This window comes from Kitasatospora sp. NPDC051702 (genome assembly GCF_040681575.1).
In the GTDB taxonomy this organism is placed as follows: domain Bacteria; phylum Actinomycetota; class Actinomycetes; order Streptomycetales; family Streptomycetaceae; genus Kitasatospora.
This window is the reverse complement of sequence record NZ_JBFAZB010000012.1, coordinates 1-24,583: the sequence shown is the minus strand read 5'-3', so window position 1 is coordinate 24,583 and position 24,583 is coordinate 1. Positions and strand designations below refer to the sequence as shown.

At 74.8% G+C, this 24,583-nt stretch carries 19 protein-coding genes; 14 read left to right on the top strand and 5 right to left on the bottom strand.

The annotated features are described in order from the left end of the window. Positions 1-17: 17 nt before the first annotated feature. Together AB0N04_RS13095 and AB0N04_RS13090 are read left to right on the top strand one after the other, a co-directional pair. Complete coding sequence (locus tag AB0N04_RS13095; protein ID WP_360213863.1) at positions 18-3,266, top strand: ATP-dependent DNA helicase; 3,249 nt, start codon at positions 18-20, stop codon at positions 3,264-3,266. Between the two features lie 194 nt (positions 3,267-3,460). Continuing rightward, positions 3,461-4,648: a PP2C family protein-serine/threonine phosphatase gene (locus AB0N04_RS13090; protein WP_360213865.1), complete on the top strand. Its 1,188-nt coding sequence runs from the start codon at positions 3,461-3,463 to the stop codon at positions 4,646-4,648. A gap of 14 nt (positions 4,649-4,662) precedes the next feature. On the opposite strand, the gene AB0N04_RS13085 is transcribed toward AB0N04_RS13090, so the two are convergent. Then, on the bottom strand, positions 4,663-5,634 hold the full coding sequence (locus tag AB0N04_RS13085) for an endonuclease/exonuclease/phosphatase family protein (RefSeq protein ID WP_360213867.1): 972 nt from the start codon (positions 5,632-5,634) through the stop codon (positions 4,663-4,665). A gap of 76 nt (positions 5,635-5,710) precedes the next feature. On the opposite strand from AB0N04_RS13085, the gene AB0N04_RS13080 reads away from it, so the two are divergent. The 6 genes from AB0N04_RS13080 to AB0N04_RS13055 all read left to right on the top strand — a co-directional run bounded on the left by AB0N04_RS13080 (position 5,711) and on the right by AB0N04_RS13055 (position 13,724). Then, complete coding sequence (locus AB0N04_RS13080; protein WP_360213869.1) at positions 5,711-6,361, top strand: PadR family transcriptional regulator; 651 nt, start codon at positions 5,711-5,713, stop codon at positions 6,359-6,361. A gap of 65 nt (positions 6,362-6,426) precedes the next feature. Next, positions 6,427-7,191, top strand: a complete 765-nt coding sequence (locus AB0N04_RS13075) for an ABC transporter ATP-binding protein (protein ID WP_360213871.1) — start codon at positions 6,427-6,429, stop codon at positions 7,189-7,191. Next, complete coding sequence (locus tag AB0N04_RS13070) at positions 7,188-10,058, top strand: FtsX-like permease family protein (protein WP_360213873.1); 2,871 nt, start codon at positions 7,188-7,190, stop codon at positions 10,056-10,058. Before AB0N04_RS13075 ends, AB0N04_RS13070 begins: the two co-directional genes overlap by 4 nt. Positions 10,059-10,191: 133 nt before the next feature. Beyond that, positions 10,192-11,595, top strand: a complete 1,404-nt coding sequence (locus AB0N04_RS13065; RefSeq protein WP_360213875.1) for a dipeptidase — start codon at positions 10,192-10,194, stop codon at positions 11,593-11,595. Positions 11,596-11,733: 138 nt separating this feature from the next. Next, entirely contained in the window at positions 11,734-12,675 is a 942-nt protein-coding gene (gene nudC / locus AB0N04_RS13060; RefSeq protein ID WP_360213877.1) for an NAD(+) diphosphatase, read from the top strand. 209 nt (positions 12,676-12,884) lie between these two features. Next, the gene (locus AB0N04_RS13055; protein WP_360213879.1) at positions 12,885-13,724 is read left to right on the top strand and encodes a GntR family transcriptional regulator; all 840 of its coding nucleotides are present in this window, start codon (positions 12,885-12,887) and stop codon (positions 13,722-13,724) included. Between the two features lie 29 nt (positions 13,725-13,753). Here the strand turns inward: AB0N04_RS13055 and AB0N04_RS13050 are convergent, their stop codons facing one another. Further along, on the bottom strand, positions 13,754-14,011 hold the full coding sequence (locus AB0N04_RS13050; RefSeq protein ID WP_360213881.1) for a mycoredoxin: 258 nt from the start codon (positions 14,009-14,011) through the stop codon (positions 13,754-13,756). A gap of 263 nt (positions 14,012-14,274) precedes the next feature. On the opposite strand from AB0N04_RS13050, the gene AB0N04_RS13045 reads away from it, so the two are divergent. The 4 genes from AB0N04_RS13045 (at position 14,275) to AB0N04_RS13030 (ending at position 18,070) form a co-directional block, all read left to right on the top strand. Continuing rightward, a complete protein-coding gene (locus AB0N04_RS13045) occupies positions 14,275-16,443 on the top strand; it encodes an ATP-dependent DNA helicase UvrD2 (protein ID WP_360213905.1) in 2,169 nt (722 codons plus the stop codon). Positions 16,444-16,680: 237 nt separating this feature from the next. Then, positions 16,681-17,139 carry a hypothetical protein gene (locus tag AB0N04_RS13040; protein WP_360213883.1) on the top strand — a complete coding sequence of 153 codons (459 nt, stop codon included), beginning with the start codon at positions 16,681-16,683 and terminating at the stop codon, positions 17,137-17,139. Positions 17,140-17,357: 218 nt separating this feature from the next. Next, complete coding sequence (locus AB0N04_RS13035) at positions 17,358-17,675, top strand: WhiB family transcriptional regulator (RefSeq protein WP_360213907.1); 318 nt, start codon at positions 17,358-17,360, stop codon at positions 17,673-17,675. Beyond that, positions 17,672-18,070 carry a hypothetical protein gene (locus tag AB0N04_RS13030; protein WP_360213885.1) on the top strand — a complete coding sequence of 133 codons (399 nt, stop codon included), beginning with the start codon at positions 17,672-17,674 and terminating at the stop codon, positions 18,068-18,070. The genes AB0N04_RS13035 and AB0N04_RS13030 overlap by 4 nt, the downstream gene beginning before the upstream one ends. 149 nt (positions 18,071-18,219) lie before the next feature. Here the strand turns inward: AB0N04_RS13030 and AB0N04_RS13025 are convergent, their stop codons facing one another. Then, complete coding sequence (locus tag AB0N04_RS13025) at positions 18,220-19,611, bottom strand: AarF/ABC1/UbiB kinase family protein (protein ID WP_360213887.1); 1,392 nt, start codon at positions 19,609-19,611, stop codon at positions 18,220-18,222. A gap of 177 nt (positions 19,612-19,788) precedes the next feature. Next, complete coding sequence (locus AB0N04_RS13020; RefSeq protein WP_360213889.1) at positions 19,789-20,511, bottom strand: TetR/AcrR family transcriptional regulator C-terminal domain-containing protein; 723 nt, start codon at positions 20,509-20,511, stop codon at positions 19,789-19,791. A gap of 163 nt (positions 20,512-20,674) precedes the next feature. Between AB0N04_RS13020 and AB0N04_RS13015 the strand changes: the two genes are divergently transcribed. After that, entirely contained in the window at positions 20,675-22,189 is a 1,515-nt protein-coding gene (locus tag AB0N04_RS13015; protein ID WP_360213891.1) for an MFS transporter, read from the top strand. Between the two features lie 149 nt (positions 22,190-22,338). Here AB0N04_RS13015 and AB0N04_RS13010 read toward each other — a convergent pair whose 3' ends face one another. Continuing rightward, on the bottom strand, positions 22,339-23,427 hold the full coding sequence (locus AB0N04_RS13010; protein WP_360213893.1) for a ThiF family adenylyltransferase: 1,089 nt from the start codon (positions 23,425-23,427) through the stop codon (positions 22,339-22,341). A gap of 434 nt (positions 23,428-23,861) precedes the next feature. On the opposite strand from AB0N04_RS13010, the gene AB0N04_RS13005 reads away from it, so the two are divergent. After that, positions 23,862-24,419 (top strand): M48 family metallopeptidase, encoded by a 558-nt coding sequence (locus AB0N04_RS13005; protein WP_360213895.1) that lies wholly within the window; start codon positions 23,862-23,864, stop codon positions 24,417-24,419. Positions 24,420-24,583: the final 164 nt, after the last annotated feature.

Here is a 24,583-nt window from a genome sequence, read left to right as displayed (position 1 = left end):
CCCGTTAACGTTGCGGGGTGACAGCCGTGCTCAGCCATCCCGACCAGCTCAAGGAGCTGTTGGGCATCCCGTTCAACCGGGAGCAGATGGCGGCCATCGGCGCACCCCTGGAGCCGGCCGTGATCGTGGCCGGCGCCGGCTCCGGCAAGACCACGGTGATGGCCGCCCGGGTGGTCTGGCTGGTCGGCTCCGGCGCCGTGCGGCCCGAGGAGGTCCTCGGCCTCACCTTCACCAACAAGGCCGCCGGGGAGCTCGCCGAACGCGTGCGCACCGCGCTGCGGGTCTGCGGGCTCGGGCTCCCCCCGGCCGAGGGCTGGGGGAGGGGCGCCGACCAGGACGACGCCGAGTCGCTCGGCGAGCCGGAGATCTCGACCTACCACGCCTTCGCCGGCCGATTGCTCAAGGAGCACGGCCTGCGCATCGGCATCGAGCCGGACGTGCGGCTGCTGGCCGACGCCACCCGTTTCCAGCTCGCCGCCAAGGTGCTGCGCACCGCCCGCGGCCCGTTCCCCGCACTGACCGGCACCTTCGCCAACCTGGTCGCCGACCTGATCGCGCTGGACGGCGAGCTCGCCGAGCACCTGGTCGAGCCGGCCGCCCTGCGCACCCACGACGAGGAGCTGCTGGACGCCCTCGCCACCGTCAAGCTGACCAACGACGACCTGCGGGCCGTCCCGGCCACCGCACGGGCCCGACTGGAGCTGTTGCGCCTGGTCGAGGAGTACCGGCGGCGCAAGCGGGCCGCCGGGCTGATGGACTTCGGCGACCAGATAGCCGCCGCCGCCCGGCTCGCCCAGGACCGGGCCGAGGTCGGCGAGCTGCTGCGCGGCCAGTTCCGGGTCGTGCTGCTCGACGAGTACCAGGACACCTCGGTCGCCCAGCGGCTGATGCTCGCCGGCCTCTTCGGCGCGGGCCCCGACGGCCGGGGCGGCGGGCACCCCGTCACCGCCGTCGGCGACCCCTGCCAGGCGATCTACGGCTGGCGCGGTGCCTCGGTCGCCAACCTCGACGAGTTCCCCCGGCACTTCCCGCGGGCCACCGGCGGGCCCGCCGCCCGCTACGCGCTCAGCGAGAACCGCCGCAGCGGCGGGCGCCTGCTCGCCTTCGCCAACGAGCTCGCCGCCCCGCTGCGGGCCATGCACGAGGGCGTCGAGGCGCTGCGCCCGGCGCCCGGCGCCGAGCAGGAGGGCTACGTGCGGGCCGCGCTGCTGCCCACGCACGCCGAGGAGGTCGACTGGCTCGCCGACTCGATCGCCCACCTGGTGCGCACCGGCACCGCGCCGGGCCGGATCGCGGTGCTCTGCCGGGGCGGCGCGGCCTTCCCGGACATCCACGCGGCGCTGGTCGCCCGGGAGGTCCCGGTCGAGGTGGTGGGCCTGGGCGGACTGCTGCAACTGCCCGAGGTGGCCGACCTGGTGGCGGTCTGCGAGGTGCTCCAGGACCCGACCGCCAACGCCGCGCTGGTGCGGCTGCTGATCGGTCCGCGCTGGCGGATCGGCCCGCGCGACCTCGCGCTGCTCGGGCGCCGCGCCGCCGAGCTGGTGCGCACCGACCGGCCGGAGGGCGTGGAGGCGCTGACGGCGGCCGTCGCCGAGGCCGACCCCACCGAGGTGGTGTCGCTGGCCGACGCGGTGGAGACCTTCCTCGACGCGGACCAGCCCGACGAGCTCCCCTTCTCCGCCGAGGCCCGGGTCCGCCTGGCCCGCCTCGCCCAGGAGCTGCGCGACCTGCGCCGCTCGCTCGCCGACCCGCTGATGGACGTGCTGCACCGGGTGCTGACCGTCACCGGCCTGGAGGTCGAACTCGCCGCCTCCCCGCTGGCGCTGGCCGCCCGGCGGCGGGAGACCCTGCACGCCTTCCTGGACGTCGCCGCCTCCTTCGCCGACCTCGACGGGGACCCGGGCCTGGCCGCCTTCCTCGCCTTCCTGCGCGCCGCCCAGGAGTACGAGCGCGGCCTGGACAGCAGCCTGCCCGGCGGCGAGGACACCGTGAAGGTGCTCACCGCGCACAAGTCCAAGGGCCTGGAGTGGGACGTGGTCGCCGTCCCCGGGCTGGTGAAGGGCGCGTTCCCCTCCGGCAGCCCGCGCGAGCGCTGGACCAGCACCAAGCGGGTGCTCCCGCACGCCCTGCGCGGCGACGCGGCCACCCTGCCGGACGTGCGCGGCGGCTGGAACGGCAAGTCGATGACGGCCTTCCGGCAGCAGCTGGCCGAGCACGCCGGGATCGAGGAACTGCGCCTGGGCTACGTCGCTTTCACCCGCCCGCGCGCCCTGCTGCTGGCCTCCGGGCACTGGTGGGGCCCGAGCCAGAAGACCGTCCGCGGTCCGTCCGCCTTCCTGGAGAAGCTGCGCGAGCACTGCGAGCTGCCCGGCGCCGGCGAGGTGGAGTGCTGGGCCGAGCAGCCGGAGAAGGGCGCCGAGAACCCGGCGCTGGCCGCGGTGGTGGACCGCCCGTGGCCGCTGCCGCTGGACCCGGCCGCCCAGCACGCCCGCCGCCGGGTCGCCGCGGTGGTCCGCGCCCGGGTGGCCGGGCTGGGGGCCGAGCCGGTGCCCGTCGAGCCGATGGCCGTCGAGGACCAGCGCCAGTTGGCCTCCTGGGACCGCGACCTCACCTCCCTGCTGGGCGAGTTGGAGCGCTCCCGGCGCACCGCCCGCGACGTTCCGCTGCCCGCCGCGCTGTCGGCCACCCAGCTCCTGCGGCTGGCCGCCGACCCGGACGGCTTCGCCCGCGACCTGGCGCGGCCGATGCCGCGCCCGCCGCAGCCGGCCGCCCGGCGCGGCACCCGCTTCCACGCCTGGCTGCAGTCCCGGATCGAGCCGCTGATGCTGATCGAGCCGGGCGCGCTGCCCGGTGCGGACGACGACGGGATCGAGGACGAGCAGGACCTGGAGCGGCTCAAGGAGGCGTTCCTGCGCACCCCGTACGCCCAGCGCCGGCCGCACCGGGTGGAGGCGCCGTTCCACCTGGTGCTCGGGGGGCGGGTGGTGCGCGGCCGGATCGACGCGGTCTACCGGGACGGTGACGGGGAGTCGGAATCCGGTGGTGCGTCACGCTACGAAGTGGTGGACTGGAAGACCCACCGCGAGGAGACCGCCGATCCGTTGCAGCTCGCGGTGTACCGGATCGCCTGGGCGGAGCAGGCGGGCGTTCCGCCCGAGCAGGTCACGGCTTCGTTCCTGTACGTCCGCAGCGGGCGGATCGTCCGCCCGACAGGACTTCCCGACCGAAAAGAGTTGGAACGGCTCCTGATCGGGAACAGTGAATAATGAGTCACGCAGAGCATCCAAGTCATCACGGCAACGCCCGAAACCTGTGCGTCATGCACGTTTCGCGCCTATTGTGGGGTCGGTAACCGGTCAACCCCCGTGCTCCGGCCGCCAGCGAGGCCCGCATTCCCTAACCCTCAGTCATCACCGCAGGTGCCCCAGGGCATCGGCGTCTTCTGCTGGAGAGATCGACGTTGAGCGCGACCGGATGGATCAGAGAGCGGTTCACCGGGCCGACCCCGGGACCCGCTCCGGGCGCGACCGGCACCTGGCCGAGGACGGCGCTCGCGCTGCCCTTCCTCGGCATGGCGCTGATCGTCGCCCTCGACTACGTCAGCAACACCGAGGTGACGGTCGAACCGGCCCTCACCGCCGTCCCCGCGCTGGCCGCCGTGGTCAGCCGCCGCACCTGGTACCCGCTCGCCATCGGTCTGTGCACCGAGACCGTGGCCTTCCTGATGGCCCTGCGCAGCGACGCGCTCGACCAGTCCGTGCACGCCGCCAGCGTCTTCGCGATCCTGCTGGTCGCCACCATCGGCTGGGTCAGCGCGACCCTGCGGCTGCGCCAGGAGCGGGCGCTGGCCGACGCCCAGCTCGTCGCCTCGATCGCCCGCCGGGTGCTGCTGCGGCCCGTCCCCGAGCGGGTCGGCACCGTCCGGGCGGCCGTCCACTACGAGGCCGCCGCCGCGCACGCCAGGATCGGCGGCGACCTGTACGAGGTGGTCAACACCCGCCACGGCGTGCGGGCCGTGGTCGGCGACGTCCGCGGCAAGGGCCTCGGCGCGGTCGAGACGGCCGCCGCGGTGCTGGGCGCCTTCCGTGAGGCCGCCCACCAGGAGGGCGCGCTGGACCGGGTGGCCGGCTGGCTGGCCGTCAGCCTCGACCGGGCCCTGCACGAGAACGACCACCCGGGCGTGGAGGAGGAGTTCGTCACCCTGGTGCTGATCGGCGTCGGGCCGGACGGCACCGCGGAGCTCGTCAACTGCGGCCACCCCGCCCCGCTGCTGCTGCGCGGCGGGGAGGTCAGGCCGCTCGAACTCGCCGAGACCGTCCCGCCGCTGGGGGTCCTCGACCCCGCCGACGTCCGGCCGCCGGTGCACCGGGTGCCGCTGCGTTCCGGCGACCGCGTACTGCTGTTCACCGACGGGGTGATCGAGGCCCGGGACCGCTCGGGCGCCTTCTACCCGCTCGCCGAGCGCCTCCCGCGCTGCGCCGACGGCCGCCCGGCCGAGGTCCTGCAGCGCCTGCACGAGGACGTGGTCCGCCACGTCGGCCGCCAGCTCGGCGACGACGCGGCGATGCTGCTGCTCCAGTACGAGCCCCCGTCCGTCCAGGGCGCCCGACTGCCCCACCAGAACGGAGTCCTGGCCCACCGGACGTAGGGCCCGTCCACTTCCTAGAGCGAGACCTCCACCAGCAGCGGCCGGTGGTCGGAGACGGCCGCGCGCGGTGCCGCGGCCGGGCCGACGGCCGTGCGCGGCACGCCGATCGCCAGCACGTGGTCGAACTGCACCGCCGGCCGGTGCGATGGGTAGGTGGGCGTGCGGGCCAGGTCGTACCAGCCCTGCAGCCGGGCCCGGGGTTCGCGCACCCGGCGTCGGCGCGGCTCGGCCAGGGCGGGCCGCGCCCGCCGGGCCGCCCGCAGTTCGCGCACCCGGGCGCGCGGCGCGGTGCGCTCCAGCGCGGTCGCGCCGCCGAGGACGGTGCGCGGCACCGCGCCGACCAGGTTGAAGTCGCCGAGCACCAGGTAGGGCTGCGGCAGGTCGGCGATCCAGCGCCGGATGCCGGCCAGTTGCGCCATGTTCCACCCGGGGACGAAGGAGAGGTGCGCGGCGACCACGGTGAACGGCCCGCGGTCGCCCTCGAGCACCGCGGCCAGCGCCGCCCGCGGTTCGTCCGGCACGGGGGTGAGACCGCGCCGGCCGGCCACCCGCAGGGGCAGCCCGAACGGTGCCGGGGCGAACCGGCGGGCCCGCCAGTGCCGCACCGGCAGCCGGGTCAGCAGCGCGGTGCCGTAGGACGGAGGGGCGCCGTCGCCGACGTCGCCGGGGCCGTAGACCCGCAGGCCGCCGGGCACGGACGGCTCCGGCACCCAGCCGGCCACCGGTGCGGGCCGGCCGTGCAGGGCGGCGGCGAAGCGCCAGTCGGCGGCGCCCATGGCCTTGGCGGCCACCGCGGTCTGGTCGGTCCCGCCGGAGCGGGACTGGTGGCGGTCCACCTCCTGCAGGGCGAGCACGTCGGCGTCGAGGGCGGCCACCGCGTCCGCCAGCGGGCCGCCGGCGTCGGCCGGGTAGGGCCGCGGGGCGCCGTCGGGGGCGAGCGGCTGACCGTGCAACAGGTTGAAGGTGGCGATGCGCAACTGGCTCACACCGCACGACGGTACCCGCTCGACGGGGGAGGGGGCGGCTTGAGCCGGTAGGGCATACCGGGTATACATACTCGGTATGTCCATCCGTCACGGTCTGCTCGCCCTGCTCGACCAGGGCCCGCGCTACGGCTACCAACTGCGCACCGAGTTCGAGGCGCGCACCGGCGCCACCTGGCCCCTCAACGTCGGGCAGGTCTACACCACGCTGTCCCGCCTGGAGCGCGACGGCCTGGTCGAGTCCGCGGGGGAGGACGAGGAGGGGCACCAGTTCTACGCCGTCACCGATGCGGGACGCGCCGAACTGCGGGCCTGGTTCGACACCCCGGTGCCCCGGACCAACCCCCCGCGCGACGAGCTGGCGATCAAGCTCGCCATGGCCGTCACCGTCCCGGGCGTGGACGTCGGCGCCGTCGTCCAGGGCCAGCGCCGGCACAGCATCAAGGCGCTGCAGGACTACACCCGGCTCAAGGGCCGCGCCCTGGCCGGCGGCGCCGCGCCGGGGGAGAAGGGCCGGCCGGGTGCGGTGCCCACCGAGGGCAACGACCTCGCCTGGCTGCTCGTCCTCGACCAGCTGATCTTCCAGACCGAGGCGGAGATCCGCTGGCTCGACCACTGCGAGACCCGGCTCGCCCAGCACGCGCAGACCCTGCAGGCCCGCGCCGCCGAGGCCGCCCGCGACGGCGGGGCCACCGCCACCGCACCCGGCCGCCGCCGCTCACGGACCTGAGCCCGGCCACAAGGAACCACCGGCTCGGCCCCGACACCGAGCCCACGACCAGCAAGGGGGGAATCGTGTCCCACTCGGACCCGACCCGGCACACACCGGTGCTGCACCTGGAGAACGTCACCCGCGTCCACGGACAGGGCGCCGCGGAGGTGCAGGCGCTGCGCGGCATCGACCTGAAGGTCCACCCCGGCGAGTTCGTCGCCGTCATGGGCCCGTCCGGCTCCGGCAAGTCGACCCTGCTCACCCTGGCCGGCGGCCTGGACAGCCCCAGCAGCGGCCAGGTCCTCGTCGAGGGCGTCGCCCTCGGCGGACTCACCCGCAAGCGGCTCGCCCAGGTCCGTCGCCGCGCCGTCGGCTACGTCTTCCAGGACTACAACCTGATCCCGGCGCTCACCGCCGCGGAGAACATCTCGCTGCCCCGCGAACTCGACGGCCTCTCCGCCCGTGCCGCCCGCCGCGAGGCGCACGCCGCCCTGGAGGAGCTCGGCATCCCCGAGCTCGCCGACCGCTTCCCCGACGACATGTCCGGCGGCCAGCAGCAGCGCGTCGCCATCGCCCGCGCCCTGATCGGCGACCGCCGCCTCGTCCTCGCCGACGAACCCACCGGCGCCCTCGACTCCACCACCGGCGAGGCCGTCCTCGCCGTGCTGCGCGCCCGTTGCGACGCCGGCGCCGCCGCCATGATGGTCACCCACGAGGCCCGGCACGCGGCCTGGGCCGACCGCGTCGTCTTCCTGCGGGACGGCCGGATGGTCGACGAGAGCGCCAGCCAGGACGCCGCCAGCCTGCTCGTCACCGCCGCCACCAACAGCCTGAAGGTGGACGAGTGAAGCTCAGCGCCTGGCGGGTCGCCCTGCGCATCGCCCGCCGTGACGCGCTGCGCGCCAAGGGCCGCAGCGCCCTCGTCATCGCCATGGTCGCGCTGCCGGTCCTCGGCGTCGCGGGCGCCGACGTGGTGTTCCGCAGCGCCGAGCTCGACCCGGGCGAACGCGTCGTGCGGATCATGGGGCAGTCCGCCGGCGAGCTCCAGATGATCGAACGCGGCTCCACCGTCCTGCAGGCGCCCGACCCCGACACGGGCGTGTACGTCCAGAACCCCAAGGACGACGCCAAGAAGGGCGCGCCCCCGCAGTACACCCCGGCCCAGCGCCGCAGCCTGGACACCGAACCGGCCGACCTGGCGAAGCAGCTGCTCCCGGCCGGCGCCACCCTCGTGCCCGAGCGGCAGGGGCCCTACACCTCGGCCAGCAGCGCCGAGGGCCTGCTCAGCACCCAGACCACCGAGGCCGACCTGACCGACCCGGTGTGGCGCGGCCGGCTCGACCGGGTCAAGGGCCGCGCCCCCGAGCGGGACGGTGAGGTCGCGGTGACCACGGCGTTCCTCGCCCGCTCCGGCCTCAAGGTCGGCGACCGGACCACCGTCCGGGGCCTGGAGGCCACGCCGTTCACCATCACCGGCGTCTACGAGTACCCGGGCGAGCTCACCGCCACCGAGATCATCGCCCGGCCCGGCACCCTGATCGACCCGCTCGCCAAGCTCCCCGGCGCCGTCCAGAGCCGCAGCGCCGGCACCGGCGCGCCCACCCGCTGGCTGGTCGAGCTCCCGGCCGGGGCCGTCCTCGACTGGCCCAAGGTCACCGAGCTGGGCGGCTACGGCTTCACCCTCGCCTCGCGGGCCGTCCTGCTCGACCCGCCGGCCCGCGCCGACGTGCCCTACTACACCCAGGCCGACAAGCAGCGGGTCACCGAGACCTCCTACTTCGACCGGACCTCCGTCGTCATGCTCGCCACCGTGGTCGGCATGGCCCTGCTGGAGATCGTGCTGCTCGCGGGCCCCGCCTTCGCCGTCGGGGCCAGGCGCTCCCGGCGGCAGCTCGGCCTGCTCGCCGCCGGCGGCGGTGACCGGGCGCAGGTCCGGGCCGTCGTGCTCGGCGGCGGCGTCGTCCTCGGCGTCACCGGCGCCGTGGTCGGCCTCGCCCTCGGCGTCGGCCTGGTCGCCCTGCTGCGCACCCAGGCCGAGGAGTACTCGGGCAGCCGCTTCGGCCACTTCGACCTGCAGCCGCTCGACCTCGTCGGCGTGCTCCTGGTCGGCCTGGTCACCGGCCTGCTCGCCGCCGTCGTCCCCGCCGTCCAGGCCTCCCGCCAGGACGTCGTCGCCGCCCTCACCGGGCGTGACTCGCTCAAGCCGCCGAACCGCAAGCTCGCCGTCCTCGGCCTGCTGATGGTCGCCGGCGGTGCGGCGCTCGCCCTGCTCGGCGCCACCAGCGGCTTCGCCAGCCGGAGCCTGGCCGTCCTCGGCGGCTCCGTGATCGCCGAGCTCGGCATGGTCGCCCTCACCCCCTACCTGGTCGGGCTGTTCGGGAAGCTCGGACGCTGGCTCTCGCTCGGCCCCCGGCTCGCCCTGCGCGACTCGGTGCGTCACCGCGGCCGGACGGCTCCCGCCGTCGCCGCCGTGATGGCCGCCGTCGCCGGCTCGGTCGCGGTCGGCGTCTACCTCGCCAGCTACGAGGAGCAGGGCCGCCGCGAGTACGTGGCCTCCGGCCCCTCGGGCGCCGTCATGCTCGGCGGCGGGTACGCCTCCAACGGCCAGGAGAAGCTGCTGCCGCAGATGCGCGACGCCGTCGAGCGCAACATCCCCGGCCTCGGCCAGCGCGCCGACGTCCTGCGGATCAACTACAAGGGCGACTGCTCCGACGGGAACAGCTGCGGCTACGCCCGGATCGAACTGCCCAAGGACCTGCGCTGCCCCGCCTACGAGGGCGACGACCAGCGCGACCCGGAGGAGATCGAGCGCATCGTCCGCTCCGACCCGCGCTGCCAGACGGGCGGCCGCCGCGCCAGCCACTTCGGCGACCTCTCCGCCGGCGACGCCACCCTGCTGCGCAACCTCTACGGCGTCACCGCCCCGGCCGCCGGCGAGGCCCTCGCCGCGGGGCGGGCGGTGGTCTTCGACGCCCGCTACATCAAGGACGGCAAGGTCGTCGTCGAGCTCAACGAGCCCTCGGACGAGGCCGCCGACGGCTCGGTCAGGACCCGGCCCAAGCGCACCGAGGTCGCCGTCGACGCCGTCCTCGCACCGGCCGCGATCCCGGGCGCCGGCCAGGCCGTGATCAGTCCGCAGACCGCCGCGCGCCTCGGCCTCACCACCTCCCCGGCCGGGTCGGTCTGGCTGCCCGACGCCGTCCCCTCGGACGGCGCCGAGCAGAAGGCCAACGGCGCGCTGTCCAGGCTCACCGACCAGCAGGGCCTCACGGTCGAGCGCGGCTACCAGTCCAAGACCGGGCTGATCGGCCTGGGCCTGTCGGTCTTCGCCGCCATCGTCGCCCTGGGCGCGGCCGGCATCGCCACCGGTCTCGCCGCCGCCGACTCCCAGCGCGACCTGACCACCCTCGCGGCGGTCGGCGCCGAGCCCCGGATCCGGCGCTCGCTGTCGGGCTTCCAGTGCGGGGTCATCGCGGCGATGGGCACCCTGCTGGGCATCGTCTCCGGGGTCGTGCCCGGGGTGGCCCTGCGCAAGGTCGAGGCCGCCGCGCACAGCTATCCCGGGATGAGCCCCGATGCGGTCGCGAACCAGGGGATCGTGGTCTTCCCGTGGCCCACCATCACCGTCACCGTGGTGGTGCTGCCGCTGCTCGCGGCCGGGCTGGCGGCGCTGCTCACCCGTTCGCGGATCTCGCTGCTGCGCCGCTCCGGCTGAGGCCCGCGCGTCGCCCCGTCACCCCCGGCAGCCCTCGGCGGCGGCCGGGGGTGACGGATGTTACAGCTCCCGCGGCGCCCGGCAGCCGGACGGCCGGGGCGGGCACCCGCACGGGCGAACTAAAGTCGTCCGTATGACGAGAACCCCGGACAGCGTCGTCCGCTCCTTCATCGACCAGCACTGGTCCGAATTCCTCGCGGACCTCTCCGAGTGGCTGACCATCCCCTCGGTCTCCGCCGACCCGGCCCGGGCCGGCGACGTGCGGCGCTCCGCCGAGTGGCTGGCCGCCAAGCTGCGCGACACCGGCTTCCCGGTGGCCGAGGTGTGGGAGACCGACGGCCTGCCGGCGGTGTTCGCCGAGTGGCCCTCCGGGGACGACTCCGCCCCGACCGTCCTGGTCTACGGGCACCACGACGTGCAGCCGGCCGCCAGGGAGGACGGCTGGGACACCGAGCCGTTCACCCCGACCGTGGTCGACGGGCGGCTGTTCGCCCGCGGTGCGGCCGACGACAAGGGCCAGGTGTTCTTCCACACCCTGGGCCTGCGCGCCCACCTGGAGGCCACCGGCCGCACCGCGCCGGCCGTCAACCTCAAGCTGCTGATCGAGGGCGAGGAGGAGTCCGGCTCGCCGCACTTCGCCGACCTGGTCCGGCGGGAGGCCGAGCGGCTGGCCGCCGACGTGGTCGTCATCTCGGACACCGGCATGTGGTCCGAGACCACGCCGACCGTCTGCACCGGCATGCGCGGCCTGGCCGACGCCCAGATCGACCTGTACGGTCCGGACGCCGACATCCACTCCGGCTCCTTCGGCGGTGCGGTGCCCAACCCGGCCGAGGTCGCCGCGGAGCTGGCCGCCGGCCTGCACGACGCCGACCGCCGGGTGGCCGTCCCGGGCTTCTACGACGGTGTGGTCGAGCTGACGGAGCGCGAGCGCGAGCTCTTCGCCGAGCTGCCCTTCGACGAGGAGCAGTGGCTGCGGGTCGCGAAGTCGTACGGCACCCGCGGCGAGGCCGGCTACACCACCCTGGAGCGGGTCTGGGCCCGTCCGACCGCCGAGGTCAACGGCCTGTGGGGCGGCTACACCGGCCCCGGCGGCAAGACGATCGTGCCGTCCTCGGCGCACCTCAAGCTCTCCTTCCGGCTGGTCGCCGGGCAGGAGGTGGAGAAGGTCCGGGAGGCCGTCCGCGCGTGGGTGGCCGAGCGGGTGCCCGAGGGCATCCGCCACGAGCTGGTCTTCCCGGGCGCGACCCGGGCCTGCCTGACCCCGCTGGACCACCCGGCGCTGCAGTCCACCGTCCGGGCGATGGGCCGGGCCTTCGGACAGCGGATCCTCTTCACCCGCGAGGGCGGCTCCGGCCCCGCCGCGGACCTGCAGGACGTGCTCGGTGCGCCGGTGCTGTTCCTCGGCATCTCGGTGCCCTCGGACGGCTGGCACTCGATCAACGAGAAGGTCGAGCTGGACCTGCTCGCCAAGGGCGTGGAGACCGCCGCGTACCTGTGGGGCGACCTGGCCGAGAACTTCCGGCCCGGCGCGTGAGCGCACCGCGGGACGGGCGACCCGGCGTGCCCGTCACGCCGGGGCACGCCGGCCCGGTCCCGGCGCGGGCGGCCTCCGGGCGCGCCACGGCCGGCAGATCACTCATCCGGATGATTCACCACGTGGGGATGGAACGAAGTGAGCACCGTGCCTGAGACCGAACCCCGGCTGCCCCTGGCACTGGCCCGGGCCGGAGTGGACCGGGCGGCCGAGCACCGGTTCGACGAGCCCTGGCTGGCGGCGGCCTGGAGCCACCCGGCGACCCGGGTGCTGCCCATCGCCGGCGGCGAGGCGTTCGTCGTCGACACCGCGCAGGGCACCGAACTCGTGCTGCTGCCCTCCTTCGAGGCGCCGCAGACCGGGGACCGGTACTTCCTCGGCACCGACGAGGACGGCGTCTCCTACTTCGCACTGGCCGGCGAGAGCCTGCCCGGCCGGCTGGACGGCGACGCCCGCCCGGCCGGGCTGCGCGAGGTCGGCGCGCTGCTGTCGGACCGGGACGCCGGACTGCTGGTGCACGCCGTGGCGCTGGAGCACTGGCACCGGCTGCACAGCTTCTGCTCCCGCTGCGGGCACCCGACGGAGAAGGCCGGCGCCGGGCACGTGCGGCGCTGCACCTCCTGCGCGGCCGAGCACTACCCGCGCACCGACCCGGCGGTGATCATGGTGATCACCGACGAGCAGGACCGCTGCCTGCTCGGCCGCCAGGCGCTGTGGCCGGAGGGCCGCTGGTCGACCCTGGCCGGGTTCGTCGAGCCGGGGGAGTCGATCGAGCAGGCCGTGGTGCGCGAGGTGCAGGAGGAGGCCGGCGTCCGGGTCGGCGAGGTGCACTACGTGGCCAGCCAGCCCTGGCCGTTCCCGTCCAGCCTGATGCTCGGCTTCACCGGCCGGGCGCTGCCGGACGGCACGGCGATCACCGTGGACGGCGAGGAGCTGGCCGAGGCGCGCTGGTTCTCCCGCGAGGAGCTGCGGGCCGGGATGGCGGCGGGGGAGATCCTGCCGCCGTCCGGGATCTCGATCGCCCGCCACCTGGTGGAACTCTGGTACGGCGAACCGCTGCCGTCGTCGGCGCGCTGGTAATTCCGGCCGAATGGGGGCGCGTGGCTTATGCCGCGCGCCCCCATTCGTCTTTGCAATCCCTTCCCGATTCCGACACGAGCGGATGTTCGTAGTCGGACGGGCCAGTTCTGCTACCGCCCGGTGCCGCCCGGCGTGCGGGCCCCACCCGGGCGGACGACATTGCCGGAAACGGCTGAAAACGCGTCACCGCGCTCGCTAGATTCACTCGGGTGACAATCCCCCGGGGCACCGCCCAATCCCCCAAATACCAGCGACTCGCCGCCGACCTGCGCCGCCGGATCGCCGAGGGCGAGTTCACCGCCGACGCCGCCCTGCCGGTCGAGAGCGAACTGGAGCGCCAGTACGGAGTCGCCCGCAACACCGTCCGGCTCGCCGTCGACGTCCTGGTCAACGAGGGCCGCCTGGTCCGCCTCCAGGGCAAGGGCACCTACCTGCGGGAGCACCCCGTCCTGGACCACCGCGCGTACGGGCCGACGCTCGCCCCGGCCGCCCGCGACTGCCTGGCCCTGCCCTCCGCCGTCTACCTCGGCGAGGCCGCCGAGGCCGGCCGCGAGCTCACCACCGACTTCGAGATGATGATCGTCCGGGCCCGGGTCGACATCGCCGAGCGGCTCGGGCTGCGCCCCGGCGAGGCCATCGTGGTCCGCCGCCAGCTGCGGCTGCTCGACCGCGAGCCCTACTCGATCGAGGAGAGCCACTACCGCGCCGGGCTCGCCGCCGGCACCCCGTTGATGGAGCCGGACCCGGTCGAGGGCGGCGACGAGGCCGTCCTCGAGGGGCTCGGCCGCACCGAGATCGGCGCCGTCGACCACCTGGTCGCCCGGATGCCCGGCCCCGAGGAGGCCCAGTGGTTCCAGGGCGGCCCCGGTGTGCCCCTGGTGGTGCAGACCCGCGTCACCTACGACCGGCGCGGGCCCGTCCGGGTCATCGAGACCCGGTACTCGGCCGACCGCAGCCGGCTCGTCTACGGCGTCGGCGACCTCGGCGCGCGGGTCACCCTGCCGGCGCCCGCCGCACCCGTCGACCCCGCCCGGGCCGACGCGCCGTGACGCGCGCCGGCCCGGCCGTCCGGGCCGGCTCAGGCCGCCAGGGCCTTCTTGACCTGCAGCAGGCTCGGGTTGGTCATGACGACCTGCTCGCCGCCGCCGGCCGGCTTCACCAGCACCGTCGGGACCGTCTGGTTGCCGTTGTTCACGGACTCGACGAAGGACGCCGACGCCGGGTCCTCCTCGATGTTGATCTCGGTGTAGCCGATGCCTTCACGGTCCAGCTGGCTCTTGAGCCGGTTGCAGTAACCACACCAGGTCGTGCTGTACATCGTCACGGTGCCGGACATCGAGGGGACTCCTTCGGAAGGGGGGTGCGTACGGTCTCTGGACCGAACGTCCACCGGGCGGCGGGCATTCCGACACCCTGTCGACCGCACTGCGGAGCGATCATCCTCCGATCGCACCGGCCCTGTGGACAACCCCGCCACCGTTGTCCCACCGGGCTGAGAGGATGGAACGCATGCAGGAAGACCTCTTGAGCGGCAGCCCGTCCGACGGCCCCCACGGCTCCCCCTGGGCCGACCCCGGGGCCGCCACGGGCCCCGACGCCGTGCTCGCCGGGCTCGACCCCGAGCAGCGCGCCGTCGCCACCGCCCTGCAGGGCCCCGTCTGCGTGCTGGCCGGGGCCGGCACCGGCAAGACCCGGGCCATCACCCACCGGATCGCCTACGGCGTGCGCAGCGGCGTCTACCAGCCCCAGCAGGTGCTCGCCGTCACCTTCACCGCCCGCGCCGCCGGCGAGATGCGCGGCCGCCTGCGCGAGCTCGGAGCGGACGGCGTCCAGGCCCGCACCTTCCACGCCGCCGCCCTACGCCAGCTCCAGTACTTCTGGCCGCGCGCCGTCGGCGGGCCGGTGCCCCAGCTGCTCGAACGCAAGGTCCAGCTCGTCGCCGAGTCCGCCGGTCGCTGCGGACTGCGCGTCCAGCGCACCGAACTGCGCGACCTCACCGCCGAGATCGAATGGGCCAAGGTCACCCAGACCGGCCCCGACGACTACCCGGCCGCCGTCCAGAAGTCCGGCCGCGAGGCCCCGCGCGACCCGGCCGAGACCGCCCAGGTCTACCGCGTCTACGAGGAGGCCAAGAGCCGCCGCGGCGTCATCGACTTCGAGGACGTCCTGCTGCTCACCGCGGCCATCCTGGAGGACCGCCCCGACATCGCCGACCAGGTCCGCGCCCAGTACCGGCACTTCACCGTCGACGAGTACCAGGACGTCTCCCCGCTCCAGCAGCGCCTGCTCGACCAGTGGACCGGCCCCGGCGGCGGCGCCAGCCTCTGCGTCGTCGGTGACGCCAGCCAGACCATCTACTCCTTCACCGGCGCCACCCCCGACTACCTGCTCGGCTTCCGCGGCCGGCACCCCGGGGCCACCGTCGTGAAGCTCGTCCGCGACTACCGCTCCACCCCGCAGGTCGTCCACCTCGCCAACGGCCTGCTCTCCCAGGCCCGCGGGGAGGCCGCCCGGCACCGGCTCGAACTCGTCTCCCAGCGCGAGGCCGGCCCCGAACCGGTCTACACCGAGTACGAGGACGAGCCCACCGAGGCCGAGACCACCGCCCGCCGGATCAAGGACCTGCTCGCCGCCGGCGTGCGGGCCAGCGAGGTCGCCGTCCTGTTCCGCACCAACGGCCAGTCCGAGGTCTACGAGCAGGCCCTCGCCGACCTCGGCGTCCCCTACCAGCTCAAGGGCGCCGAGCGGTTCTTCGAACGCCCCGAGGTCCGCGACGCCGGCGTCCTGCTGCGCGGCGCCGCCCGGGCCGCCGCCGACCCGCTCACCGCCGGCGCCCCCGACCTCGCCGGGCAGGTCCGCGCCGTGCTGGCCAGCCGCGGCTTCACCGCCGAGCCGCCGGCCGGCTCCGGCGCCGTCCGCGACCGCTGGGAGTCCCTCGCCGCCCTCGTCCGGCTCGCCGAGGAGTTCGAGCGGACCAGGGCCGCCGCCGGCCAGGACGCCGACCTCGCGGCCTACGTCGCCGAGCTCGACGCCCGCGCCGCCGCCCAGCACGCGCCCGCCGTCGAGGGCGTCACCCTCGCCTCGCTGCACGCCGCCAAGGGCCTCGAGTGGGACGCGGTCTTCCTGGTCGGGCTCACCGAGGGCACCCTGCCGATCATCTACGCCAAGACCGACGAGCAGGTCGAGGAGGAGCGCCGGCTCCTCTACGTCGGCGTCACCCGCGCCCGTCGGCACCTCTCGCTCTCCTGGGCCCTCAGCCGCTCCCCGGGCGGCCGGGCCAGCCGCAAGCCCAGCCGCTTCCTCGACGGGCTGCGCCCCGGCTCCAGCGCCCCCGGCGCGCGCACCGGCGGGCGCGGCGGGCGCGGGGGCGTCGAGCCCGGCGAGCGCTCCGCCGGTCGGCGGGTCCGCGGGCCGGTCAAGTGCCGGGTCTGCGACCGGGTGCTGACCGAGGCGGTCGAGCGCAAGCTGCGCCGCTGCGAGAGCTGCCCGTCCACCATGGACGAGGCGCTGTACGAGCGGCTGCGCGACTGGCGCGCCGGGCAGGCCAGGAAGCAGGGGGCGCCGGCCTACGTGGTGTTCACGGACGCGACGCTGATGGCGATCGCCGAGGACGTCCCGGCCAGCCGCCAGGAGCTGGCCGCGATCTCCGGGGTCGGTGCGATGAAGCTGGACAAGTACGGGGCGGCCGTGCTCTCGTTGTGTGCGGGGGAGGAGCCCGAGGAGGATCCGGACGGCGTCGGGGACGGCGAGCCGGTCGATCCGGCGTGAGCCGGTCCGGGCGCGGTCGAGGGGACTGCTCGGGGGACTTCGCAACCCGCCGCGAAAAATAGTTTGCGCCGCGTGCCGGGAGCGCAATAGCCTGCCGGAGCGGTCAAGGGGACGCGGTCGCACGGGGTGACACCTGTGCCGAATCCCCCACACGCAACAGCTTCACCGAGACAGACATCCGAACATTCGGAGCCTGGGGAACCGGGCTCCGCGAGACGCCGAGAGGAGGCGAAGACAGTGGGAAACATCATGATCACCAAAATGACTGGCCAGACCGTTGTCGCTGCCTCCCTGCGTGCCGCCCGTCTGCGGGCGCTCGCCGAGCTCGGTGGAACCGGTCTGGGTCTCGACACCACCGGTGTCTCCGTCGTCCCCGCTGTCAGTGGGCTTGGCCACACTGATCTCTGCGTCGCGGGCGGCAGGGGCGCCGAAGGCACCTCCGTCGAGACCGGTCTGTCCCGCGACTGGGCCTCGGTCGGCACGCCGCGCTCCCCGCGCGACGAGCGACCGATCCAGGCACCGAAGGCAGCCGTAGCCGCCGCCATGCATGGCGGCTATGCGCAGGTCATCGGTGCCGGAAACACCCAGAAGCAGAACGAGCAGCAGATCAACCTGGCCCTGGCCGCCCTCACGGGCGCCGAGGCCATCCGGATGCGGGCCTTCCGCGGGCCTGAACCCTGGAGAGAACGAACCTGAGCAAGCTTCAGGTCGGCACCTCCAGGGCCGCGGAACCCGTCACACCGGGATCCGCGGCCCTTCTGTTTTGTCCGGTACGCAAGACCACCCAGGCCCCTCGGGGCCTCCGGCCCAGACCACCAGTCATCCGGGCCGGAACCACTGAGAAGACGAGGAAGACGCCCACAGTGTCCACGGTCATCACGCCGCCCATCCCGTCCGTACCGCCGACAAGCCAGATCACCAAGGCCGACCAGGCCGACCCCCCGGAGGTTCCTTCCATGCAGCTCAGCTCCATCGAGCAGGCCGAGGCTCTCGGTCTCCCCATCCCCTGCCGCGCCTTCGACCCCGAGGTCTTCTTCGCCGAGACGCCCGCCGACGTCGAGTACGCGAAGTCCCTCTGCGGCACCTGCCCGGTCAAGGACGTCTGTCTGACCGGTGCGCTCGAGCGGCGCGAGCCGTGGGGCGTCTGGGGTGGCGAGCTCTTCGTCCAGGGTGTCGTCGTGGCCCGCAAGCGGCCGCGTGGCCGTCCGCGCAAGACCGAGGTCATGGCGTGAACCGCGAACACGGTGCCAGGGCCGTCCGCCGGGGAGAGCAGCCCCTGTCGGAAACCTCCCTCCGCCGCTCCGTCCGCATCGCCGCCGCCAAGGCCGACGCAGTCCGACCCGCCCACTTCCCGAGCACGCACCCCGAGCAGGACCACCACATGACCGCCGCCGCCATCGATCCGACCGTCCGCTCCGAGCAGACCACCGAACTTCAGATCCAGAACAGGACCCTCGAGATGCAACTCCTCCACGAATCCCTGGCCCGGGCCCATATGCAGGAGCGCCTGCACGAGGCCGAGCACCAACGCCTCGTCACCCGGGTCGCCAGGGCCCGCAGGCTCAAGCAGCGGGCCGAGCGCGCCTCGCTGCGGGCCCGCAAGGCCCTCGCCGTCGCGCTGATGTAATCGCGCCGGTGTCGTCGAGGCCGCCCGGGGACGCCCGGTGCCGCCCCACCCCCGTCGTGCCGCAGGCCGCCCCCCGTCATGGGGGGCGGCCTGCGGTCGTCGGGGTTCCGGGTCCGGTGCGCGCCCTCGCGCGCCCAGCCCGGCCCGGGTCAGTCCTTGCCGAGTCGGGCGCGGGTGCCGGACGTGCGGGGCGCGGCGGCGGGGGGCGCCCCCTCGTCGGCGAACCGGGGGAGCCACTGCAGCATCTCCGCCCGGAACGGGGCCTTGGCGCCCAGCTGGCAGAGCACCCCGATCGTGCTCAGCGTGACCCGGTGGATCAGCAGGTACGCCGGCGGGAGGTTCAGCTGCTTGCCCAGGTTGTAGGCGGGCGAGCGGGGATCGGCGATCCTGGCCGCCTGGGCGCGCATCCAGGCCCGGGTGAAGTGGAAGTCGTCCACGGCGGCCGGCTCGATGATCGGCAGCAGGTAGTCCAGCACCGCGTCCGGGTCCAGCTCGATCGACGGCTTGACGAAGCCCTCCTCGCGCAGCATCGTCAGCACGCCTGCGGCGTCGCCCGCCAGGGCCATCCGTAGCGACGCCCCGATCGGCGCGGGCAGCCCGCCCGGCAGCCGGTCCACCGTGCCGAAGTCCAGCACCCCCAGCCGCCAGCCCGACGCCGGGCCGTCATCCTTCAGCAGCCGGAAGTTGCCCGGGTGCGGGTCCGCGTGCAGCAGACCCGTCCGGGACGGGCCGGCGAACAGGAACCGGGCCAGCAGCTGCCCGGCGCGGTCACGCTCCTCCTGGGTGCCGTCGGCGATCACCTCGGCCAGCGGGGTGCCGTCCATCCACTCGGTGACCAGCACCTGGTCCGCCTGTGCCACCACACCGGGCACCACGATGTCCGGGTCGTCGGCGAACTCCTCGGCGTGCAGGCGCTGGGCCTGCGCCTCCAGCTCGTAGTCCAGCTCCTCCGACACCCGCTCGCGCAGCTCGGTGATCAGCGGCTTGATGTCCAGCCCGGGGATCAGCGGCCCCACCAGCCAGGCCACCCGGCTCAGTTGCGTCAGGTCTGCCAGCAGGGCGTCCCCGGCGCCGGGGTACTGCACCTTGACGGCGACCGGGCGCCCGTCGTGCCAGACCGCCCGGTGCACCTGCCCGATCGAGGCGGCGGCCGCCGGCCGGTCGTCGAACTCCTGGAAGAGCCCGCGCCAGTCCTCGCCGAGCCGCTGGGCCAGCGCGGTGTGGACCTTGGCGGCGGGCATCGGGGGAGCGGCGTCCTGCAGTTTGGTGAGCGCGGCCCGGTACGGCCCGGCGACCTCCTCGGGCAGTGCGGCCTCGAAGACGGACAGCACCTGTCCGAACTTCATGGCTCCGCCCTTGAGTTCACCCAGGACCTTGAACAGCTGGTCGGCGGTGGCCTGCTGCAGCTCGGCCGTGACCACCTCGGCCGAGCGGCCGCCGATGCGCCTGCCGAGTCCGAGCGTGGCGCGACCGGCTATCCCCAGGGGCAGGGCGGCGAGCCGTGCCGTGCGGGTCACTGCCTTGCGCGGAAGATCGCTCACCCGGGCCTCCAATCCCTGGCCCCCCGACACCGGACGGCCCACCATCACTAGGCCATTGTGCCCGCTCCCCGACCCGCCCCCGGCGGAATTTCGTCGGCGCGGAGCGGGGAGTGCCGCACGCCGGCCGGGTCCGACCGGCCGGGCCGGCCACCGTGGCGGCGGTCGGCGTGGCGGTGGTCAGCGTGGCAGGCGGAGGGCGAGGCCGTCCAGGACCACGTCGAGGCCGTACGCGAACTTGGCGTCGCGGAGGGCCGCCGGGTCCGGGGCGGCCGCGGCGGCCGCGTAGGCCTCCGGGAGGAGGTCGAGGCCGGCGATGGCCTCCTGGGCGGCGGGCATCAGCCGGGCGATGAAGTCGACCTCGCTCTGGCCGGAGCGGGCGATGGTGGTGAGCCAGGCCGCCTCGGTGGTGCTCATGCCGACGACGTACGCGATGACGGCGTCGATCGCCCGGGAGGGTTCGGGGAAGCCGGCCGAGGTGAAGAGGACGGCCATCCGCTCGCCGAAGGCCATCAGGTTGGGGCCCAGGTAGGCGAGGCCGGCCTGGCCGAGGACGGCCGACAGCCAGGGGTGGCGCAGTGCCGTCGCCCGGAACGCCCCGGCGGCGTCGGTGGCGGCGGCGCGCCAGTCGGGGCTCTCGGCGGGCGGCAGGGCGATCTCGCCGAAGACCTCGTCCACCGCGAGCTCCATCAGCTCGTCCTTGGTCGCCACGTGCCGGTAGAGGGAGGTGGCGCCGGCGTTGAGCCGGGTGGCGAGCTTGCGCATGCTCAGGGCCTCTATGCCCTCGGCGTCCAGCACGGCGATCGCCTCGCGGACGATCCCGGCCCGGCTGAGCGCCGGCTGGTCGGGCTCGCGCTGCGGACGGGCCCACACGGACGGGATCGGGTTGGTGCGGGCGGCCATGGCGGCACCCCTCCCTCTTCTCTGCTTCGGTGCGTACAGCGTTCGCATCGAGCGTACAGCAGTCGGTTATTGCGCACACCGTTCCGCTGTGCGTACAGTGTTCGCAACGCAGGAACGGAGTGCGCACCGGGGGAACGGTGTGCGCAGACTGGAGGGGTGGCAGATGTCAGCGTCAGAGGTGGCCGGGGGCCGCAATCCGCACCGCTGGTGGATCCTGATCGTGCTGTGCCTGAGCTCGCTCGTCCTGGTGGTCGACAGCATGGCGCTGACGGTCGCGGTGCCCTCGATGACGGCCGACCTGGGGGCCAGTGCCCAGGACACCCAGTGGATCCTCGACTCCTACGTCCTGGTCTTCGCCGGACTGCTGCTGACCTCCGGGAGCCTCGGCGACCGGTTCGGCCGCCGGAGGATCATGATCATCGGGCTGTTGCTGTTCGGTGCGGCATCGCTCGCGGCCACCTTCTGCACCAGCCCCGGTGAGGTCATCGCGGCACGCGTCGCGATGGGGGTCGGCGGCTCGCTGATCATGCCCTCGACCCTGTCGATCCTCATCACCGTCTTCGACGAGGACGAGCGCAACAAGGCGATGGCCGCCTGGAGCTCGGTGGCGATGCTGGGGCTGGTCGGCAGCCCCGTCCTCGGCGGCGGCCTGATCGACCACTTCTCGTGGCACTCGATCTTCTTCATCAACGTCCCGGTCGTGGCGCTGGCGATCCTCGCGGGCCTGCTGCTGATGCCGGAGTCCAAGGGCCCGTGGCAGAAGCCCGACCCGCTCGGTGCGGTGCTCTCCGCCGTCGGCATGACCGCGCTGGTCTGGTGGATCATCGAGATCCCGCAGCACGGCGCCTTCGGCGGTCAGGCCCTGGTCACCCTGGCCGTCGCCGTCCTCTCCCTCGGCGGGTTCGCGGTCTGGGAGAACGTCACCTCCGCGCCGATGGTGCCGCTGGTCCTCTTCCGGCACCGCAACTTCAGCGGGGGCTCGCTGTCGCTGACCCTGGTGCAGATCGGCAACGGCGGCCTGCTGCTGGTGCTCACCCAGTACCTGCAGTCCGTGCTCGGGTACTCCCCGGTCAAGGCGGGCCTCGCCTTCGTCCCGCTGGCCGTCGCCGCGCTGCTGGGCAACGGGGTCGGCGCCAAGCTCGCCGCCACCATCGGCAACCGTCTGCTGATCCTGGCCGGCATGCTCGTCATGGCCTCCTCCTTCCTCCTGCTGACCACCGTCACGGCGGACGGCGGCTTCACCGTCCCGGCCGTCGCCCTGGGGCTGCTCGGGCTCGGCGCCGGCCTGGCGATGCCGGCCGCGGTCGGTGCGCTGATGGGCACCATCCCGCCGGAGCAGGCGGGCGTCGGCTCCGCGCTGAACGACACCATCCAGCAGGCCGGCACCGCGCTCGGCATCGCGATCCTGGGCTCGCTGCTGTCGAGCGGCTTCGCCGACGAGATGCCGGCCGGGCTGCCGGAGGAGGCGAAGCACTCCATCGGCGGGGCGCTGGCGACGGCCGGCGGGGACGCCGGGCTGATCCGGACCGCCCGGGAGGCGTTCACCTCCGCGATGTCGACGACCTTCACGGTCAGCGCCGTCGGCGTGCTGGCGGCGGCCCTGGTGGCCACCCTGGTGATGCGGGACCGCAAGGCGGACGCGGCCGCCGTCGGTGAGCCCGCCGAGAACGCCGCCTGACACCGGCGGACGGCCCGCCCCCACCGAGAAGGCCGGTACCCCTCCGGGGCGCCGGCCTTCGGCGTGCCCGGAGCTCGCCCGGTGGACCCGGTCGACCCGGTGGGTCCGGTGGGTCCGGGCGCCGCCCGCGCGCCCGGCGGCCCGCGCCCTCATCGCGGTGGCTGCGGCTGCCACAGGCACCCGCAGTGCGGATGGCCGCGCAGCCGCAGCCGGCGGGGCATCCCGTCGCCGGCCGACACCTCGCACCAGCCGTCCACGCTCGGCGGCCGCCCGCCGTCCAGCTGCACCTGGACGTGCAGCGCGGCGAGGCCGGCCACCGCCGTGGCCAGCGCCGAGTCGCAGGCCGGGGCGTGCGCCCGCCCCGGCCCGCCGTCGGCCAGCTGGGCGAGCACCCGGGGCCAGGCCGCGTCCTCGTCCTCCCGGCGCAGCACCAGGCAGTGCCCGCAGGCCGACACCCCGGGCAGGACCAGCGGCCCGACCACGCCGAACTCCTCGACCACGCCGACGTAGAGGTGCGGCACCCCGGCCCGGAGCAGCAGGCGGGCCTCGTACGCCCCGCCGGCGAACGCCGCGCTGCCGTCCCGCGGTGCGAGCACGACGAAGTCGGGCGGCTGCTCGCCGCCGCCGCGCCGGGGCGCCGGAGCCGGGGGCCGGGCCGCCGCCCGCTGCACCGCCTCCCGAGCGGCCGTCGTGCGCAGGCGCCCGACGTCCCCGGGCGGCAGCCCGGCCGGGGAGCAGTCCTCCGGGCGGACCCGCCCGGAGTCCACCACGGTGACCCGGCCCGCGCCGCCGGCCGCGAGGACGGCCGCCACCGCGGCCCCGACCCGCCCGGCGCCGCGGACCTCGATCCGGGCGTCGGCCCGCCGGGCCAGGACGGCCGGTGCCGCGCCCGGGCCGGAGTGGACCAGGGAGAGCGAGGAGAAGTCGGGCCCGAGCACGCCCCGGTGGGGCTGCGGGAAGCGGGCCAGGGCCGCCGCGGTGGCGTCCGCGTCGTCCAGCAGGCCGGTCTCCGCGAGGTCGGTCAACAGGGCGTCGGCGGGATCACGGCCGAGACCGATCCGCTCGCCGGCGTCGAGCAGCTCGGCCCGCCCGCGCGTCCCGTCGAGCAGGGCGAGGAAGTCGCAGAGGGTCTTGTCGGCCTGGCCGAGCACGCCGGCGTGGCGGGTGACGGTCCCGAACTGCAGGGTCTCGGCGTCCCGCCAGCTGCGGGACAGGGCGGGCTTCAGCTGGAGGCGCACGGCGGCTCCCCTCCGATCGATTCCGGACGGCTGACCGCAGCATGCCCCACCGGGCCGACACCGTGCTCCGGGTTATCCACAGGCGCGGGCCCATGATCACATCAGCTGTTCGCAGTCCCTGTGGATAACTGCCCGGCCCCTCCGGCGTCGATTTCCGGACACCCGCCGTCGGCCTTTCGTTCCCGATCACTCCACGAAACATTTCGGCCACGGCAGCGGACTTCTGTCAGGGGTTCCGGGTAACGTCGTGTGCCATGGCAGCCGAGCGGGACTCCCATCCATCGGCGTCGCGTCGGCGTGCCCGTGCAGCGTCCGGGTCGCAAGTGGCGGCGCCGAGCACGCGTGGACGGCCGGACGAGCAGCAGCCGAGGTCCGCACAGCCGCAGCACCCGTCCGTCACGGGCGCACCCCCGGAGCCGCACGACCGCGGCCGCGTGGAGGTGCGCCGCAGCGCCCGCCGCAGCCGCACCGTCTCCGCCTACCGCGAGGGCGACCGCACCGTCGTCCTGATCCCGGCCCGGATGTCGCACGCCGAGGAGCAGCGCTGGGTCGCGCAGATGCTGGAGAAGCTCGCCGCCCAGGAGAGCCGCCGGATCCCCGGGGACGACGCGCTGGCGGCCCGGGCCCGCGAGCTCTCGGCCGCCTACCTGGACGGCCGGGCCCGGCCCACCCAGGTCCGCTGGGTCACCAACCAGAACTCGCGCTGGGGCTCCTGCACCCCCAGCGAGGGCACCATCCGGCTCTCGCACCGCCTCCAGGGCATGCCGGAGTACGTGCTGGACTACGTGCTGCTGCACGAGCTCGCCCACCTGCTGGTGCCGGACCACGGCCCGGCGTTCTGGGCCCTGCTGGAGGCCTACCCCCGGACGGAGCGGGCCCGCGGGTACCTGGAGGGCGTGGTGTCGGCGGCCCGGCTGCCGCACATCCCGGGTGCCCGGCACGCGGACCGGGGGCCCGAGCGCGGCGTCGACCCGGCCGGCTCCTGCGGCTGAGCCGGGCCGCCGGCCCACCGGCGGGGACGCTGCCGGGAACGCGGACGCAGCCGTGAACGCGGACGACGTCGGGAGGGGCGCGGACCTCGGCTGCTGCTCGTCCGGCCGTCCACGCGTGCTCGGCGCCGCCACTTGCGACCCGGACGCTGCACGGGCACGCCGAC